10 protein-coding genes and 1 pseudogene are annotated in these 18,457 nt (G+C 73.7%); 8 read left to right on the forward strand and 3 right to left on the reverse strand.

The features are described from left to right. Positions 1–47: 47 nt before the first annotated feature. Positions 48–2,498, reverse strand: coding sequence for a SpoIIE family protein phosphatase (locus OG933_RS05785; RefSeq protein ID WP_362519667.1), 2,451 nt, complete (start codon positions 2,496–2,498; stop codon positions 48–50). Positions 2,499–2,708: 210 nt separating this feature from the next. Here OG933_RS05785 and lanKC point away from each other — a divergent pair, with 210 nt between their 5' ends. The 4 genes from lanKC (at position 2,709) to OG933_RS05805 (ending at position 9,605) form a co-directional block, all read left to right on the forward strand. Then, entirely contained in the window at positions 2,709–5,360 is a 2,652-nt protein-coding gene (lanKC, locus tag OG933_RS05790) for a class III lanthionine synthetase LanKC (protein ID WP_405625724.1), read from the forward strand. Between the two features lie 88 nt (positions 5,361–5,448). Next, complete coding sequence (locus OG933_RS05795; RefSeq protein WP_020128989.1) at positions 5,449–5,565, forward strand: SapB/AmfS family lanthipeptide; 117 nt, start codon at positions 5,449–5,451, stop codon at positions 5,563–5,565. 114 nt (positions 5,566–5,679) lie between these two features. Further along, the gene (locus OG933_RS05800; protein ID WP_362519661.1) at positions 5,680–7,458 is read left to right on the forward strand and encodes an ABC transporter ATP-binding protein; all 1,779 of its coding nucleotides are present in this window, start codon (positions 5,680–5,682) and stop codon (positions 7,456–7,458) included. After that, entirely contained in the window at positions 7,455–9,605 is a 2,151-nt protein-coding gene (locus OG933_RS05805) for an ATP-binding cassette domain-containing protein (RefSeq protein ID WP_405625726.1), read from the forward strand. The genes OG933_RS05800 and OG933_RS05805 overlap by 4 nt, the downstream gene beginning before the upstream one ends. On the opposite strand, the pseudogene OG933_RS05810 reads toward OG933_RS05805, so the two are convergent. Beyond that, positions 9,528–10,133: pseudogene (locus OG933_RS05810) on the reverse strand (LuxR C-terminal-related transcriptional regulator); the annotation flags it as partial. The gene OG933_RS05805 and the pseudogene OG933_RS05810 overlap by 78 nt on opposite strands. Before the next feature lie 224 nt (positions 10,134–10,357). Between OG933_RS05810 and OG933_RS05815 the strand changes: the two are divergent. Further along, the gene (locus OG933_RS05815; RefSeq protein WP_405633252.1) at positions 10,358–12,514 is read left to right on the forward strand and encodes a SpoIIE family protein phosphatase; all 2,157 of its coding nucleotides are present in this window, start codon (positions 10,358–10,360) and stop codon (positions 12,512–12,514) included. Between the two features lie 72 nt (positions 12,515–12,586). Here the strand turns inward: OG933_RS05815 and OG933_RS05820 are convergent, their stop codons facing one another. Then, on the reverse strand, positions 12,587–14,101 hold the full coding sequence (locus OG933_RS05820) for a S1 family peptidase (RefSeq protein WP_362519654.1): 1,515 nt from the start codon (positions 14,099–14,101) through the stop codon (positions 12,587–12,589). 1,027 nt (positions 14,102–15,128) lie between these two features. Here OG933_RS05820 and OG933_RS05825 point away from each other — a divergent pair. The 3 genes from OG933_RS05825 (at position 15,129) to OG933_RS05835 (ending at position 18,456) form a co-directional block, all read left to right on the forward strand. Then, a complete protein-coding gene (locus OG933_RS05825; protein ID WP_020128984.1) occupies positions 15,129–15,344 on the forward strand; it encodes a hypothetical protein in 216 nt (71 codons plus the stop codon). Positions 15,345–15,430: 86 nt separating this feature from the next. Then, positions 15,431–16,237 (forward strand): HlyD family efflux transporter periplasmic adaptor subunit, encoded by an 807-nt coding sequence (locus OG933_RS05830; RefSeq protein ID WP_362519651.1) that lies wholly within the window; start codon positions 15,431–15,433, stop codon positions 16,235–16,237. Continuing rightward, positions 16,234–18,456 carry an NHLP family bacteriocin export ABC transporter peptidase/permease/ATPase subunit gene (locus tag OG933_RS05835; protein WP_362519648.1) on the forward strand — a complete coding sequence of 741 codons (2,223 nt, stop codon included), beginning with the start codon at positions 16,234–16,236 and terminating at the stop codon, positions 18,454–18,456. The genes OG933_RS05830 and OG933_RS05835 overlap by 4 nt, the downstream gene beginning before the upstream one ends. Position 18,457: the final 1 nt, after the last annotated feature.

Below are 18,457 nucleotides of genomic sequence, written 5' to 3' on the forward strand. Positions count from 1 at the left end.
CGGCGGGTACCCCGTTCGTGCTCCGGGACACGCGGCCGCGCGGCGGGTCAGTGGTCCAGCGCCAATTCGCTCCACACCTGCTTGCCGCCGCTGACCGGGACCGTCCCCCAGGCGTCGGACATGGCCTCGACGAGGAGGATGCCCCGGCCGCCGGTGGCCTCCCAGCCCAGACTGGTCGGCTTGACGGGGGTGCGGGGCGAGGCGTCGGTGACGGCGACGCGCAGCCGGTGGCCGATCAGGACGAGGTCGAGGCGGACCCGGCCGTCGGTGTGCACCAGCGCGTTGGTCACCAGTTCGGAGACGACGAGCAGGGCGGTGTCCATGGCCTCGGCGGGCACGCCCCAGGTGCGCAGGGTGCGCCGGGTGAAGCGGCGGGCCTGCCGGGCCGCCTCGGGCACCCGCCACACCGTCCAGCCCTCGCGCAGGGGTTTGACGGCCATGCCGTCGTAGCGCATGAGGAGCAGGGCGACGTCGTCGCCGCGGTGGGCGTTGCCGAGCAGGGCGTCGGCGACGAGACCCAGGTGGGCGGGGTCGGACACGGCCAGTTCGTGGGCGAGGCGGTCCAGGCCGGTGTCGATGTCCATGTCGGCGGACTCCACGAGGCCGTCGGTGGTGAGGGCGATGACGGTGCCGGGCAGCAGGCGCAGCGGGGTCATCGGGAACTCGGCCCGGGTCACCACGCCGAGGGGCGGGCCGCCGTCCGTCTCGGCGATGTCGGTCGATCCGTCCGGGTACCGCAGGACGGGTGGCGGGTGTCCGGCCCGTACGCACCAGGCGGTGCCCTCCTCCATGTCGACGTCGACATAGCAGCAGGTGACGAAGAGGTCGGTCTCCAGCTCCATCAGGAGCCGGTTGGAGTGGGAGACCACGACGTCCGGCGGGTGGCCCTCGGCCGCGTAGGCGCGCAGCGCCGTGCGCATCTGGCCCATGAGGGTGGCGGCGCCCGCGCTGTGTCCCTGGACGTCACCGATGACGAGGGCCACGTGGTGGTCGGACAGCGGGATCACGTCGTACCAGTCGCCGCCCACCTCGAGGCCCGCGGTGGCCGGCAGGTAGCGGGCGACGGCGACGGCGCCGGGGAGTTCCGGCAGGCGGCGCGGGAGCAGCTGGCGCTGGAGCATGCCGACGAGTTCGTGTTCGGCGTCGAAGGCGCGGGCGCGCGTCAGGGCCTGGCCTGCGAGGCCGGCGGAGGCGGTGAGCAGGGCGCGTTCGTCGGGGCCGAAGTCGTGCGGCTCGTCCCAGCCGATCAGACACACGCCGGCCATCCGTCCCCCGGCGGACAGCGGCAGGACGGCGAGGCCGCCGGGGCCGACCTCGGCGAGGGCCGGTTCCAGGGCGGTGCCGGCGGGCCAGATCCGGGCGCGGCCCTCGCGCAGGGCGGCGGCGAGGGTGGGCATGGCGCGCACGGGCGCGTCGGGCCACTCGGCGCGCCACTCCAGCTGCCACAGCTCGGGCCAGGACTCGGGTTCGGGCGGGTCGAGGACGGTGACCACGAGCCGGTCGTTCTCCAGTTCGGCGAGCGCGATCCGGTCGGCCCGCAGCGGCTTGCGCAGCGCGGCGACGACGGCCTGGCCGACGTCGCTGACGGTGCCCGCGGTGGCGAGCGCGGCGGCCAGCCGCTGGACGCGGGCGACGTCGGTGACCTCGCCGCGCAGGGTGGAGGCGTCCGTGACGGTGCCGACGAGCCGCGCCGGCCTGCCGTCGCCGGGCAGCAGCCGGCCGCGCAGCCTGAGCCACCTCGGCGGCCCGGTGGGCTGCAGGACGCGGAACTCCAGCTCGCGCTCGCCGATCGACATGTGACCGGCCTCGACGACGGACATCAGCGAGGGCAGGTCCTCGGGGACGGTGAGCCCGAGCAGCGTCTCCACCCGGCCGTCGAACCGGTCCCGGCTCAGCCCGAACAGTTCCAGGAGCGCGTCGCCGACCTCGACCCGGCCGGTGTCCATGGCCAGGCTGAAGGCGTGGGGACGCAGTTCCCCGTCCTCGGCGGGAAGGGCGGGTGCGGGCAGGGCGACGGCTTCGGCGACGAGCTCCAGGCAGGCACGTTCCTCGGCGCCGAAGCCGCCGGGGCGCTCGCTCACCGCGAGCAGGCAGCCGCCCGTGCCGCCGTGCACGGGCAGGACGGCCAGGTGGACGTCGCGGGCGGGCATCCGGCGCGCCTCCGCGCAGTCGGCGAGCTCCGCCGGGCCCAGCCAGATCGGCCGGCCGGCGCGGTGGGCGTCGGCGGCCGGCGAGTGGCCGTCGAGCGGGTAGCTCTCGCGCAGTCCGTACAGCGTCCTCGGCACGCCGGCCGAATCGACCAGCCGGAGCGGGTCGCCGTCCCCGCCGGGTGTGTAGACCGCGGCGAGGACCGCGCCCGCGAAAACGAGTGCCTGTTCGAGCGTGCGCCTCACCCGTTCGGGTGAGATTGGATCGGCTGTGATCGTTTTCAGCGCGATTTCGGCACGCAGGGGCCCCGTTCTGCGCTCCGCGGCACCCTCATCGACCACGTCCGCCATTACAGCGCCAAAGGTGCCCCCGCGCAGCCCCTGCGGCCGCTTCGTGCGGGCGATCCGGGGTAAGGGCGCCGGCCGTGCTCGAAACGGACCGAACATGTCTTTACGCGTGCGTTCCGCACAGGGATGTCGTGACAGGCGTGACTGTCCACGACCCTCGTCCGCTTGCGAGTCTCTTGGCCTGGCCACGAAAAGGGCCACGGAAGGGGACGCATGGACAAGCGGTACGAGGTGTACGCGCTGGCGGACGCGCACTTCTACGAGACACCCGACCGGCTGACCGGCGACGGTCCCGCTCCGCAGTTCGACACGGCATGCCGCCCGGTCCCCGAGGGCTGGGCCTCGGCGCGGACCGGCGACTGGCTGACCCTGACACCGCTCGACGCGGACGGCTCCCCGGCACCGGGCCCCGCCCAGGGCTGGAAGATCCACGCCTCGGCCACCCGGGCGAACGCGGAGCGGATCGCCGCGATCGTGTGGGACTACTGCGTCCCGCGCCGCGTCCCTTTCAAGTTCGTGCCGGGCCCGCACCTGCTGCATCTGCGCAACACCAAGTACGCGGGCCGCGACACCAGCGGCAAGTTCGTCACCGTCTACCCGACCGACGAGGAGCAGCTGCACACGGTGCTGCGCGAGCTGGGCGCGCTGCTGGAGGGCTTCGAGGGCCCGTACATCCTGACCGACCTGCGCTGGTCCGACGGCCCGCTCTACGTCCGCTACGGGGCGTTCGCCCGCGCCTACGTCGTCGACGACCGGGGCTCGCTGGTGCCGGCGGTGCGCGACGGCGCGGGAACCCTGGTCCCGGACCGGCGGGCGCCCTCCTTCCAGGTGCCGGAGTGGGTGACGCTGCCCCCGTTCCTGGAGCCGCACCTGGCGGCCCGCAACACGACGACCGTGGGCGAACTGCCCTACCGCATCGAGAAGGCGCTGCACTTCTCCAACGGCGGCGGGGTCTACGCGGGCACCGACACCCGGGACGGGCGCAAGGTGGTCCTCAAGGAGGGCCGCCCGCACGCGGGGCTGGCCTCGGACGGGGCCGACGCGATCACCCGGCTGGAGCGGGAGAAGCGGGCGCTGGAGGCGGTGGCCGGGACCGGCGTGGTGCCCGAGGTGCGGGACTGGTTCACCCTCGGCGACCACCGCTTCCTGGTCATGGACCTCGTCGAGGGGCGTCCGCTCAACTCCTTCTTCGCGGAGCGGCACCCGCTGCTCTCCCCCGACCCCGATCCGCGGGCCGTCGCCGCGTACACGGCGTGGGCGGTACGGATCCACGGGGCGGTGGAGCGCGCGGTGCGCAAGGTGCACGCGCGCGGGATCGTCTTCAACGACCTGCACGTCTTCAACATCATGGTCGCGCCGGACGAGGAGTCGGTGTACCTGATCGACTTCGAGGCGGCGGCCCCCGCCGGGGAGAACGGCCGCCAGGTCGTGGCGCACCCCGGCTTCTTCGCACCGCCCGACCGCCGGGGCGCCGACGTCGACCGGTACGCGCTGGCCTGCCTGCGGCTGGCCCTGTTCCTGCCCGTCACCACGCTGTTCGTGGTGGACCGGGGCAAGGCGGCCCATCTGGCCGAGGTGATCGCCGAGCAGTTCCCGGACGTACCCGGGGAGTTCCTGGACGGGGCGGTCGCGGAGATCACCCGCGACGTCCGCGCGGACGGGCCCGCCCCGGACGGCGGCGGGTCCGGCGCGCCGGTGCGGGTCGCCGCCCGGGCGCCGTCGGCGCCGGCCTTCCGGGTGGAGCCCGGTGACTGGCCGCACAGCCGTGACTCGATGGTCAAGGCGATCCTCGCGTCGGCGACTCCGGAACGCGACGACCGGCTCTTCCCCGGGGACGTCGCCCAGTTCTCCGACGGCGGCGGTCTCGGGCTCGCGCACGGCGCGGCGGGCGTGCTGTACGCGCTGGCGGTGACCGGCGCCGAACGCCACGACGACGGCGAGCGCTGGCTCCTCGACCACACCGCCCCGGCCCCGACGGGCACCCCGCTCGGCCTGTACGACGGCCTCGCGGGCGTCGCCCACGTGCTGGACCTGCTGGGTCACCGGCAGCGGGCGCTGGACCTCGTCGACGGCATCCTGCGCGAGCGGTGGCAGAACCTCTCCTCGGACCTGCACGGCGGGCTGGCCGGACTGGGGCTCGTCCTCGGCGACCTGGCGCGCCGGACGGGTGAGCCGGGCCTTCGCGAGCGGGCCGCCGAGGCCGCGGACATCGTCGTACGACGACTCGCCGAACCGGTGCCGGACACACCCCGGCGGCGCCGGGCCGGGCTGCTGCGGGGCGCGAGCGGACCCGCGCTGTTCCTGCTCAGGCAGTACGAGCAGACCGGCGAGCGCCGGTTGCTGGAGGCGGCCGGCATCGCCCTGCGCCGGGACCTGGCGGTATGCAGCGAGCGCGAGGGCGGTGCGCTGGAGGTCGACGAGGGGTGGCGGACCCTGCCGTATCTCGGGGACGGGAGCGTCGGGGTGGGGGCCGTGCTCGACGACCACGCGGCCCATGCCGGGGACGCCACGGGGGAGTTCGACCGCGCCCGCGCCGGCATCCTCACCGCGGCCACCTCACGCTTCTACGCGCAGCCCGGCCTGTTCCAGGGCCGCGCCGGGATGATCCTGCACCTCGCCCGCACCAGCACGCCCGGCGCCACCCGGAGCCGGCTCGACGAGCAGATCGCCGCGCTGGGCTGGTTCGCGATGCCCTACCAGGGCCAACTCGCCTTCCCCGGGCACCAGATGATGCGGCTCTCCATGGACCTCGGCACCGGCACGGCGGGCTGTCTGCTCGCCCTCGCCGCCGCCCTCGACCCGGACGGCACGGGCGCCACCGCGCACCTGCCGTTCCTCCCGCCGCCGCACCGGCGGCCCTCATGACGCGGCTCCGCGCAACCTACGGAGTCGTGACGCAACCCGTCCCCACGGGACGTGACATCCCACCGATGAACCGATGAGAGGACACACCATGGCCCTGCTCGACCTTCAGACGATGGAATCCGACGAGCACACCAGCGGCGGCGGCAACAGCACCGTGAGCCTGCTGTCCTGCATCAGCGCGGCCAGCGTTCTGCTCTGTCTCTGACAGCCGCGGCGCGCACGACACACTGACGGCTCCGGGCGGTCCGCTCCCCAGGGAGGGGCCGCCCGGGTCCCGTTTTCCCCCTGTCCTTAACCTCCGAGGAAGCGCGGGAGCAGGATGCCGATGGACCGGACGACCGGTGAGCTGCTCGGCGCGGCCACCCGGCACAGCGGAGCCCGCTGCGTGGCCCTGGCTCTGGTGAGCGTGGCGGCGACCGGCGCCCAACTGCTGCTGCCCGCGGCCCTCGGCCGGGCCCTGGACCTGCTGCTCGCCCATTCCCCCGCGACCCGCTGGGTGCTGTGCTGCGCGGCCCTCGCCCTGCTGCTCACCCTGCTCGACGCCTGCGAGACCGTCCTCGGCGGCACACTCGACGCCCGGACCACCGCCTTCCTGCGTCGCCGGGTCACCGGCCACGTCCTGGCCGTGGGCCCGCGCGCCACGGCCCGTTTCGGCGCCGGGGACCTCGTCGCGCGGGTCGTCGGCAGCGCCGCCCAGGCCGGTACGGCGCCCGGCGCCCGCGCCGCTCTGCTGGCCGCGCCGGCCGGCCCGGTCGGCGCCGTGGCGGCGCTGGCCCTCATCGACCCGTGGCTCGCGGTCGTCTTCCTGACCGGTGCGCCGGTCCTGACCCTGCTGCTGCGGTCCCTCGCCCGGGGCACCTCGGCGTGCGTGGCGGACTACCAGCGGGCGCAGGGGCGGATCGCGGACGCGCTCACGGAGGCGGTCGGCGGAGCCCGCACGATCCGCGCGGCGGGCACCGCGGACCGGGACGCCGCACGGATCCTGCGGCCGCTGCCCGAACTGTCCCGGGCGGGCCGACGCATGTGGCGGGTGCAGGGCCGGGCCGCCGCGCAGGCGACCGCGGTGGCGCCCCTGCTGCACCTCGCGGTCGTCGCCGTCGCGGGCCTGCTGCTCACCCGGCACCGGCTGTCGCCGGGCGACGTCCTCGCCGCGTCGCGCTACGCGGTGCTCGCCACCGGCGTCGGCGTGCTGGTCGGGCAGCTCTCCGGCCTGGTCAGGTCCCGCACGGCGGCCGCCCGCCTCGGCGAGGTCCTGACCGAACCGGCTCCCCCCTACGGCGACCGCCGCCTGCCACGAGGCGGCCCGGGCCGCCTCGAACTGCGCGGCGTGACCGCCCGCCGCGGTGACCGTACGGTGCTGGACGGCGTCGACCTGGTGGTACCGGGCGGAACGACCCTGGCCCTGGTGGGCCGCTCGGGCACCGGCAAGTCACTCCTGGCCGCGCTGGCGGGCAGGCTCACCGACCCCGACGCCGGAGAGGTCCTGCTGGACGGCGTGCCGCTGCCCGCGCTCCCCCGGGCCGAACTGCGGGCCGCGATCGCCCAGGCCTTCGACCGCCCGGCCCTGCTGGGCACGACGATCGAGGACACCGTCTCCCTCGGCCTCGCCTCCCCGGCCCGGGTCCGGGAGGCCGCCCGCACGGCCTGCGCCGACGACTTCGTCCGCCGCCTGCCCGACGGCTGGGCCACGCCCTGCGCGGACGCCCCGCACTCCGGCGGCGAGGCCCAACGTCTCGGCCTGGCCCGCGCGTTCGCCCACGGCGGCCGGCTCCTCATCCTCGACGACGCCCTCTCCAGCCTCGACACGATCACCGAACGCCAGGTCACCCGGTCCGTGTTCGGCCGCACCACGACCGCCACCCGCCTCGTGGTCGCCCACCGCGCCTCCACGGCCGCCCGCGCCGACACGGTGGCCTGGCTGGACGGGGGCCGGGTGCGTGCGGTGGGGACGCATGAACAGCTGTGGCGTACGGCGGGGTATCGGGCGGTGTTCGGGACGGCCGAGGAAGCCGGCGCCGGTGCGCGGGCGGGTACGGCGGCGGGCGCGCGGACGGGTACGCGGACGGCGGCCGAGTCAGGCCCGGAGGCACGGCGGTGAGCCGGGCGGCCGGCGGGGACGGGCTGGGTGCCAGGGGACTCCGCTTTCTGCTGGACCGTCGGCGGGCCCTGGGCCGGCTGACGGGCTGGTCGGTGCTGGAGACCGGGCAGACCTTCCTGCTCGGCTACGCCCTGGCGCGGGCGTTGGACGACGGGTTCCTGGCCGGGCGGGCCGAGGCGGGCCTGCGGTGGCTCGCGGTGGCCGGGCTCGGGGTGCTCGTGGGCGCGTACGGGACCGGGCGGGTGTACGGGGCGGTCGCCGCGCTGGTGGAACCGCTGCGGGACCGGCTGGTCACCCGGGTGGTGCGGCGGGGCGTACGGGAGGCGGACGGCGGGGCGCTGTCCGGGCTCACCCAGCAGGTGGAGATCGCGCGGGACAGCTTCGCGGGCCTGGTGATGGTCTCGCGCTCGTTCGTGTTCACGGCCGCCGGGGCTCTGGTCGGTCTGTGCGCGCTCGCGCCGCAGCTCCTGCTGGTCGTCGTACCGCCGCTCGCCGCCGGCGTGGGCCTGTTCGCGGTGACCCTGCGTCCGCTGGCCCGACGGCAGGAGGCGTTCCTCGCGGCCGACGAGGCTCTGGCGGGGCACCTGGGCGTCGTCTGCCCGGGGCTCAGGGACGTCACGGCGGCCGGCGCCGAGGACCGGATCGCCCTGGACACCGGCGCCCTCGTCGACACCGAGCTGCGCGCGGCCCGCGCCCTGGCCCACTGGGGCGTGGCCCGGGTGGCGTGCCTGGCGCTCGGCGGCCATCTGCCGCTGGTCCTGCTGCTGGCCGGCGCCCCCTGGCTGCTTGACCACGGTGTGACCCCCGGCGCCCTCGTCGGCGCCCTCGCCTATGTCACCCAGTCCCTGCTCCCGGCCCTGACCGCCCTGGTCCACGGCCTGGGCACGAGCGGCTCCCGCCTGACGGTCGTCCTGCGGCGACTGGCACCGCGCGGCGAGGCACCGGTACTCCCGGCCGACCACGAGGACCGGACGGCGACCCGGCACCACCGGCCGCCCGACCCTCACCGGCCGCAAGCCGACCGGCGACCGGCGGACACCGACCCGACCCAGCCCCGGAGCCGGCCCCGCGAAGCGCCGGACCACTGGTACGCCGACCACCGCCCGCGCACCGGCCGCACCCCGCCGACCGGCCACACCGCGCCCACCGACCGTCCCCGGCCGAGCGCGGCCCGGCAGGGTCCTCCCCTTCGGTCCGCCCCGCCGGTGGTCCCTCCGGTGGCGTCGCCGAACCCCGCACCCCCCGCGCTCTCGCTGACCTCCCTCACCTTCGCCTACGGTCCCGCCTCCGCGCCGGTCGTCGACGGCCTCACGCTCACCCTGCCCGCCGGGGCGCAACTGGCCGTCGTGGGTCCGAGCGGGGTCGGGAAGTCCACGCTGACCGGGCTGGTCGCCGGGCTGCTGACGCCGGTGCGCGGGGAGATAAGGATCTGCGGCCGGCCGGTGCCGAGCGGTGACGCGGCCGCTCGGCGCGTGCTCATCCCGCAGGAGGCGTACGTGTTCAGCGACACCCTCGGCGCGAACCTCACGCACCTGCGGCCGGACCCCGTGCCCGAGGAGGAACTGCTCGCGGCGGCCGAGGCGGTCGGTCTGACCCCGCTGCTCGACGCGCTGGGCGGACCGGCGGCGAGGGTGGATCCGGCGGCGCTGTCGGCCGGCGAACGCCAGTTGATCGCCCTCACCCGCGCCTACCTGTCGCCCGCCCCGCTCGCCCTCCTCGACGAGGCGACCAGCCACCTGGACCAGGAGGCGGAGGCCCGGGCCGAGCGCGCCTTCGCCGCCCGGCCGGGCGGCACCCTGGTCGTCGTCGCCCACCGCATCAGCTCGGCCAGGCGCGCCGGCCGGGTGCTGGTCATGGACGGGCCGCGGACCACGTACGGGACCCACGACGAGGTGGTGCGACGCTCGCCCCTGTACCGCGATCTCGTCGGCGGCTGGGAGGAAGGAGGGGCCGTGGCCGGGCAAGGAGGGAAAGCGGGGGGCGGCTCAAAGCCAGCCCTGCCCCTGGGAGATACGGATGGCGTCGACCCGGTTGCGGGCGCCGGTCTTGCGGGTGATCGCCGCCATGTAGTTGCGCACGGTCCCGTGGGACAGGTGCAGGTTCCCGGCGATCTCCGCGATGGAGGCGCCCTCGGCGGCGAGGGTTAACACGCTCAGCTCCCGCCGGGTCAGCGGCATCTCGGCGGCCTTGAGGAAGCCGAAGCCCAGCGAATCATTGACGAAACGTTCCCCCTGGGCGACCTGCCGAATGCCGCGCAGCAACTGCTCCGGCGTGCCCGCCTTGTCGACATAGCCGAGCGCCCCCGCCTCCAGGGCCCGTTTCAGCAGGCCAGGTCGATTCGCACTGGCGAGGACCAGCAAGCGGGGCGGCACCGGACCGCCGCCCCGCCGGCATAAGTCGCCCAGGGGTGGGAGGCCGTAGGCGTCGGAGCAGTCGAGATCCGCCGCGCACACGTCCGGGCGCACCGCCCCGACGCGGCCGGCCGCGCTGCGCCAGGGGACGTCCTCCACCCGAAGATCGGGTTCCCGGGCCAGCCACTGTGCAAGGACCGATCTGACCAGACACGCGTCGTGCACCAGTAGTACGCGGATCACTGCCGCCCCTTCAGCTCTCGCCGTACGCCGGTTCCGTGGTGTTGTCCGTGGTGTCGTTCTTGGTGTTGAACGCGTGCCCATTCTTCGGCCCCGGGACCTTTTCTCAGCGCGAAGATCCGGCCATCGGGATGCGCGGGGGCGCACGCGGGGCGCCCGTACGCCGTCGCGCGCTTCGACCGAGGGGGCATGAGGGTGGTCCGAAGGGGTACGGGGGCAGCCCTCGGCGGGCGCGTCGCTCGCCGTGCGCGCCGGGCCCCCAGGGGGCAGATTTGGACCCTGAGGCTCGCGCGGCGCCGGGCGAGGAGGTGGTCGCCGTGTCGGACGGACAGATGTCGTCCGGTCAGGCACCTGCGACCGAATGGGCGCCGGTCGGTCAACCGCTGCTCTCACTGGCGCTGACGTCGATGATGGACGCCGTCGGTGCGCACTCGGGTGCCGTGTACCTGCGTCCGGGCGACGAGCCGCTGCTGGAGATGGCGGTGATGGCGGGGCTGCCCCGGTCCTTCGCGGCACCCTGGGAGCGGGTGGGGCTGAGCGCGCCGATCCCGGTCGCCGAGGCGGTGCGCGAGCGGCGGCTGGTGTGGGTGGGCGGGGTGGAGGACATGGCCCGCCGCTATCCACGGATCGCCGTCGTGCTGCCCTATCCCTTCGCGCTGGCCGCGCTGCCGGTGCTGACCGCGACCCGGGTGTACGGCGCGGTCTTCGTCACCTGGCCCGGCTCGCACCCGCCGGATCTCTCCGACCGGGAGCGCCAGGAGCTGACGGCGGCCTGTGAGCGGCTCGCGCTGCGGCTGGAACGCGCCGCGTCGAAGAACCGTTCGGTGCGGGCCGAGACCGATCTGCCGGGCATGGGCCCGCTGGGCGGCGTCGCCGACACGCTCGGCACGCTCGAGGCGGCACGGATGGTGTCGCGGCTGCCGTACGGAATGTGCTCGCTCGACGTGAGCGGACGGGTCGGGTTCGCGAACGAGGCGGCCTCCGAACTGCTCGGCGTCCCGGTGGGCGGGCTGCTCGGTTCGCAGCTGTGGGCGACGGTTCCCTGGCTCAACGATCCCCTGTACGAGGAGCGCTACCGGGCCGCGCTGCTCAGCCAGGAGGCCACCTCGTTCGTGGCGCTGCGCCCGCCCTCGCAGTGGCTGTCGTTCCGGCTGTATCCGAGTACCACCGGGATCAGCGTGCGGATCAGCCGGGCCCGGGCGGTGTCGGAGATGAGCCCGAGCGGTCCCCGCTCGGAGGACGCGCCGACCCGGCTGGTGTCGATGTCGCAGGCGCTGAGCATGGCCGGGGCGCTCACCGAGACGGTGAGCGTGCAGGACGTGGTGGGGCTGGTGGCGGACGAGATCGCGCCGGCGGTGGGCAGTCAGGCGCTGGCGCTGCTCGGCGCGCGGGCCGGGCGGCTGCACGTGCTCGGGCACCACGGGTACCCCGACCCGCATGTCGTGGAGCGGTTCGACCGGACGCCGCTGTCCTCCCCCACGCCGGGTGCGCACGCGGCCGCCACTGGCGTCCCGGCGTTCTTCGACTCCCGGCAGGACCTGGAGCGGCTGTACCCGGCCCGGCACTCCACACCCGACGGGTTCGCCGCCTGGGCCTTCCTGCCGTTGATCGCCTCCGGCCGCCCGGTGGGCGCCTGTGTGCTGGCCTACGCCGAACCGCACCCGTTCTCCACGCACGAGCGTGCGGTGCTGACCAGCCTCGCCGGGCTGATCGCACAGGCCCTGGACCGCGCCCTGCTCTACGACGTCAAACACCAGCTGGCGCACGGGCTCCAGGCGGCGCTGCTGCCGCACTCGCTGCCGTCGCTGCCCGGGATCGAGGCGACCGCCCGCTATCTGCCCGCCACCCGGGGCATGGAGATCGGCGGGGACTTCTACGACGTGGTGCCCTCGCACCCGCACGCGGCGGCCGTGATCGGGGACGTGCAGGGGCACAACGTGACCGCGGCCGGGCTGATGGGCCAGATCCGTACCGCCGTCCGCGCGTACACGACGGTGGGGCAGGAGCCTGCGGAGGTCATGCGCAGCACCAACCGGCTGCTGATCGACCTCGGCTCCGACCTGTTCGCGAGCTGTCTCTACCTGCGGCTGGACCCTGCCCGGGGGCGGGCCGTCATGGCCCGGGCGGGGCATCCCCCGCCGCTGCTGCGCCGGGCGGACGGCCGGGTGCGCGTCCTCGACCTCGCGGGCGGTCCGCTGCTGGGCATCGACGCCTCGGCGACCTATCCGACGACGGAGGTCGAGCTCACCGACGGCTGTGTCCTCGCCCTCTACACCGACGGGCTCATCGAGACGCCGGGGGTGGACATCGAGGACGCGGTCGCCGACCTGGGGCGGCGGCTCGGCGAGGCCGGGGACCGTCCGCTGGCGGAGCTGGCCGACGAGCTGGTGGGTGCCTACGCGGCGGCGGACGAGCGGCGGGACGACGTGGCGCTGCTGTTGCTGCGGGCGCGGGGTGACGCGTGAGCACCGCCGCCGGGCACCGACACGAACGGTCCGACCCCCGCCGGAGGGTCGGACCGTTCAGCTGATGCCGGATCAGTGCGACTCGGTCACACCCGAGCCGTCCGCCGCGCCGTTGTCGTTCTGGTCGTGGCCGCCTGCGTTCTCGTCCGCGCCGCCGTCGGCGTTCTCGTCCGCGCCGCCGACGATGGCCTCGCCGGTGTTGTCGTCGATGCCGTCACCGTTCTCGTCCACCGCACCGGCACCGGCCTCTTCGCCGCCGCCCTCGATGGCCTCGCCGGTGTTGTCGTCGATGCCGTCACCGTTCTCGTCCACCGCACCGGCACCGGCTTCCTCGCCACCGCCGACGATGGCCTCGCCGGTGTTGTCGTCGATGCCGTCACCGTTCTCGTCCACGGCGCCCGCGCCGGCTTCCTCGCCGCCGACCGCGTCACCGGCGCCGATGCCGCCGTCGCCGAGGGTCGCGCCGACCGCCTCGAGCGCGGTGGTCACCGGCTGGAAGAAGGTCTCGCCACCGACGGTGCAGTCGCCGCTGCCGCCCGAGGTCAGGCCGATCGCCTGGCCTTCCTGGGTGAAGAGCGAGCCGCCGCTGTCGCCGGGCTCGGCGCAGACGTCCGTCTGGATGAGGCCCGTGACGGTGCCCTCGGGGTAGTTCACGGTGGCGTCGAGGGCGAGGACCTGACCGTCGTTGAGACCGGTGGTGCTGCCCATCCGGAAGACCTGCGTGCCGACCGTCGCCTCGGCGGCCTCGGTGATCGCGAGGGTCTGGTCGCCGAGGTTGACCTCGCTCGCGGCCACGGTGGCGGCGTCGTCGTACTTCACGAGCGCGAAGTCGCCGTCCCCGGGGAAGGTCGCCTGGTCGACGGTGGCGATCGGCTCGCCGTCCTCGGAGTCGGACCACTGCTCGGCCGCCACCCCGCAGTGACCGGCCGTCAGGAAGGCCGGGGAGCCGTCGCCGGCCGTCACGTTGAAGCCGAGGGAACAGCGTGCCCCGCCGCCGAATATCGCGTCGCCTCCGGCGACCTTCGTGGTGAAGGTGCCGGCCGACTTCTGGATCGTCGCCATGCCCGTGCCGAGGGTCTTGACCGTCGACTCGATCTGGTCCCACTTGGTGCCGGTGACCGTGGAGTCGGCGGTGACGAGGATCTTGTTCGTCTTGGGGTCGACGGCCCAGGCGGTGCCCGGGATGGTCGCTTCCTTCTTCAGCGTCTTCGCGGCCGCCTCGAGTTCGGCGGTGCTGTTGTCGACCTGGCGGATCTTGGCGCCCGCCTTCTTGGCCTGCACGATGACCTGGTTCTCGTCGCCGTCGATGTTGATGTCATCGCCCTCGACGTTGATGACGTTGACGACGAGTTGCTTGCCCTCGCTGTCGTAGTACGAGCCGGCGAAGGCGTCACCGAGCAGCTTCTCGAGCTGTGCGGCGAGGTCCGAGGCGTCGCCCGCCTTGAGCGTCTTCACCGTGGCGGCGTTGTCGGAACCGCCGTCCTGGGAGGCGTTGGCCTGGGGAAGCAGGATGGCTGCCGCTCCGAGCGCAGCCACACCGCCTGCGGCGATGATGGCCTTGCGCTTCGTAACTCGCTTGTGACTCAAAAAACTCGACCTCCTGGGGGACGGGGTCTGGCTGCCGGGGTTCGGCAGCTCCGTACAGCGGCGCCTGGTTGGCCATGAGTACGCAGGGGTCGAGGGGTGCGTTCAATCGCGTTTGCCAACTTCCTTTGCTCAAACGTGAATCGGCCATGACCGGAGTCCGACCTCGCGGCCGCGGGAACAAACGCCCATATGGCGATGACGACCGCCGAAGCCGACAAGATCCTTTCGGCCGCCTCCGCGCTCCGGGCGCTCGCTCCGGGCCCGTGGGCCGAAGTCGCCCACGACTCCCGCCGGTTCGGCGTCTCCCCTGGTCAGGGGCGTCGACACGGAAGGGCGGAGGACTGCCGGGGGAGCTGTCGGCGGCGGCCACGGACAGGACTGCCGTGCTCGCCGCCCCGCCCGTCCGAGAGACCCCGGAAGAACGAAGACGGCATGCCGGCCGACTTCGTTCCGGTGGGCGGTGACCGATTCGGATGTCCTGAACCGAGCGGTACCGACGAAGCCCGGCCACCGAAAGCGGTTGCGGATCTGTGCGTCAGCTATGTGCCCCGTCGGCCTGCCGCCGACGGACCCACACGCCCCGCAGTCGAGCGGTGACGCTGCGTTCAGATCCGCGGGCCGAATCCCCGCTTCAGAGAATCTGCACATCGAATGCCCAAGCGGGTCACCGCGAGCAGGGGTTCTGCACAACTGCCCGGCGCCCGCCACGCCTTTGGTGCGGGAGTGTCGGATTCGCCGCGAGACCGCCCCACGCTCATCCGAGCAGATCCCGCCCATGGTGTGAAGAAGTCGCCGACAAGCAGTGGGCGCGCCTGCACCGTTTCACGCTCCCGTGACACAAGTTCCCAGGTGAACGCGGTGATTGATTGGCTGCGCCGACCGCGGACCTGCTTTGATCCAACGCACCGCAGGGTCATCGCGGCCTCCCGGAAACGGGGTGCCCGGTGCCCGTGCTCGCGGCCGTCATCTGTCCCCAGAGGGGGCCGCTCCCCCCTTATGAGATATCCATGTGAAGGGAAGTTCCACCATGAACTCCACCCCCCAGGTTGAGACCGTCGAGATCTCCGACGCCGAGCTGGACAACGTCTCCGGCGGTCTGTCCCTGAACGCCGTCGGCACCGTCACCGGCCTGGTGGACGGCATCGCCCCGGTCTCCGGCCTGGTCAACACGGCCGTCGGCACCGTCGAGGGTGTCACCGGCCTGAACACGGCCCCGGTCACCAACCTGGTCGCCGGTCTCTGATCGCACCTTTCGTGACCCCTTTGAGTCCCGGAGCCGTCACCCGGCTCCGGGACTCATCGGCGCCCTGAAACTCCCTAGGTAGGCCCGTGCAGTTCCGCCAACAGGCCCTCGCCAAGCTCCAGTCGCCGGAGGAACTCGACCTGCCGGTGCGTTTCGCGCGCCCCCAGGGCTGGCTGGTGCTGTCCGTGACCGTGGTCGTCATGGCGGCCGCCTCCGTGTGGGCGGTGACCGGTTCGGTCGCCTCCACGGTGAGCGCGCCCGCCGTCCTCACCCACGGCGAGGGCAGCTACATCCTCCAGAGTCCGGCCGCGGGCCAGGTCACCGCGGTCCTCGCCGAGGAGGGCGAGCGGCTGCCCGCCGGCTCGCCCGTGCTGAAGGTGCGGACGGCGGAGGGCGACGCCGTGGTGCGGACGGTCGCCGCGGGCCGGATCACCGCACTCGCCGCCACCATCGGTCAGATCATCTCCACCGGCGCGAACGTCGCCGCCGTCGAGAAGGTCGCCGACGCCGACGATCCGCTGTACGCCACGGTGTACGTCCCCGCGGAGAACGCGGCCTCCATCCCGTCCGGCGCGGCCGTGGACCTGACCGTGCAGACCGTGCCCTCGCAGGAGTACGGGGTGCTGCGCGGTCATGTGAAGTCGGTGGACCGCGCGGCCCAGTCGGCGCAGGCGATCGCCGCGTTCCTCGGCGACAGCCAGTTGGGCGAGCAGTTCACCGAGGACGGCCGCCCGGTGGCGGTCCTGGTCCGCCTGGACCGGTCCTCGGCGACGAAGAGCGGCTACCGGTGGTCGTCCGCGGACGGGCCGCCGTTCGCCCTCACCTCCATGACCATGGCCACGGGTTCGATCCGGCTGGCCGACCAGCGTCCCGTCGATTGGCTGCTCCCGTGACCACCACCGAGCAGCCGCGGACCCGGCGGCGTGCCGCACCGCCCCGACGCACGGTTCCCAAGAGCCGGACGAAGACCGTCCGCACGCCCACCGTGCTCCAGATGGAGGCCGTGGAGTGCGGGGCGGCCTCGCTCGCCATGGTCCTCGGGCACTACGGCCGGCACATCCCGCTGGAGGAGCTGCGCATCGCCTGCGGTGTCTCCCGTGACGGCTCGCGGGCGAGCAACCTGCTGAAGGCGGCCCGCAGTTACGGCCTCACGGCCAAGGGCATGCAGATGGACCTGGCGGCCCTCGCCGGGGTCAGGTCGCCCGCGATCCTCTTCTGGGAGTTCAACCACTACGTCGTCTACGAGGGCCTCGGCCGTCGCTTCGGCCGCCGGGGCGTGTACATCAACGACCCCGGCAAGGGCCGGCGTTTCGTGCCGATCGAGGACTTCGACGGCAGCTTCACCGGCGTCGTGCTGGTGCTGGAGCCGGGCGAGGACTTCGAGCGGGGCGGACGCAGGCCGGGTGTGCTGGGCGCGATGCCGGCCCGGCTGCGGGGCACCGCGGGCACCCTGCCGGCAGCCGTGCTGGCGAGTCTGCTGCTGGTCCTGGTGGGCGCGGCCGTGCCGGCGCTCAGCCGGACCTACATCGACATGTTCCTGATCGGACGGCAGACCTCGCTGCTGGGCGTGCTGTTCGTCTCGATGGGCACCTGTGTGGCCCTCACGGTGGCTCTGACCTGGCTCCAGCAGGCCAACCTGCACCACGGCCGGATCATCTCCTCGACCCTCTCCAGTGCCCGCTTCCTGCGCCATCTGCTGCGGCTGCCGGTCACCTTCTTCTCCCAGCGCAGCCCGGCCGACCTGGTCCAGCGGCTGCAGTCGAACGACGCGGTCGCCGAGACACTGGCCCGCGACCTGGCGTCGGCGGGCGTGGACGCGATCGTCGTCGTCCTGTACGCCGTCCTCCTCTACACCTACGACCCGCAGCTGACGGCCGTCGGGATCGGCGTGGCGCTGCTGAACATCGTCGCCATGCGGATCGTCATCCGGATGCGCGCGACCCGGACGGCGAAACTGCGCGCGGACAACGCGCGGCTCACCAACACGGCGTACACCGGGCTTCAGTTGATCGAGACGATGAAGGCGACCGGCGGCGAGGAGGGGTACTTCCGCAAGTGGGCCGGGCAGCACGCCACCACGCTGGAGGAGCAGCAGCGGCTCGGGGTGCCGAGTGCCTGGCTGGGCGTGGTCGCGCCGACGCTCGCGACGCTCAACAGCGCGCTGATCCTGTGGATCGGCGGTATGCGGGCGATCGAGGGCCATATCTCGGTGGGTCTGCTGGTCGCCTTCCAGGCTCTGGTCACCCGTTTCACCGCCCCGCTGACCCGCCTCAACGGGGTCGCGGGCCGCATCCAGGACTTCGCGGCGGACGTGGCCCGGCTGAAGGACGTGGAGAACTTCCGCGCCGACCCGCTCTACGACCGCCGCGCCGGCGGGGACTCCACGCGCCGGCTGCACGGTCATGTCGAGCTGGAGAACATCACCTTCGGTTACAGCCCGCTGGACAAGCCGCTGCTGACCGGCTTCGACCTGACCGTCGGACCGGGGCAGCAGGTGGCTCTGGTCGGCGGTTCGGGCAGCGGCAAGTCGACGGTGTCCCGGCTGATCTCGGGTCTGTACGCGCCCTGGGAGGGCGTGATCCGGGTCGACGGGCAGCGCCTGGAGGACATTCCGCGCGGGGCGCTCGCCTCCTCGGTGTCCTTCGTCGACCAGGAGGTGTTCCTCTTCGAGGGCTCGGTGCGGGACAACGTGGCGCTGTGGGACCCGTCGATCCCGGACGACGCCGTCGTCGACGCGCTCAGGGACGCGGCGCTCTACGACACGGTCGTACGGCGGCCCGGCGGCATCCACAGCAAGGTCGAGCAGGACGGCCGCAACTTCTCCGGCGGTCAGCGCCAACGCCTGGAGATCGCACGGGCGTTGGTGCGCCGGCCCAGCATCCTGGTGCTGGACGAGGTGACCAGCGCGCTGGACGCGGAGACCGAGCAGGTGGTGATGGACAACCTGCGCCGACGCGGCTGCGCGTGCGTGGTGATCGCCCACCGGCTCAGCACGGTGCGCGACAGCGACGAGATCGTCGTACTCCAGCACGGCACGGTCGTGGAGCGCGGGCGGCACGAGGAACTGGTGGCACGCGGCGGCTCGTACGCGGCGCTGGTCAGGGAGCGATGAG

It is taken from the genome of Streptomyces sp. NBC_00016, assembly GCF_045040885.1.
Lineage (GTDB): Bacteria > Actinomycetota > Actinomycetes > Streptomycetales > Streptomycetaceae > Streptomyces > Streptomyces coriariae.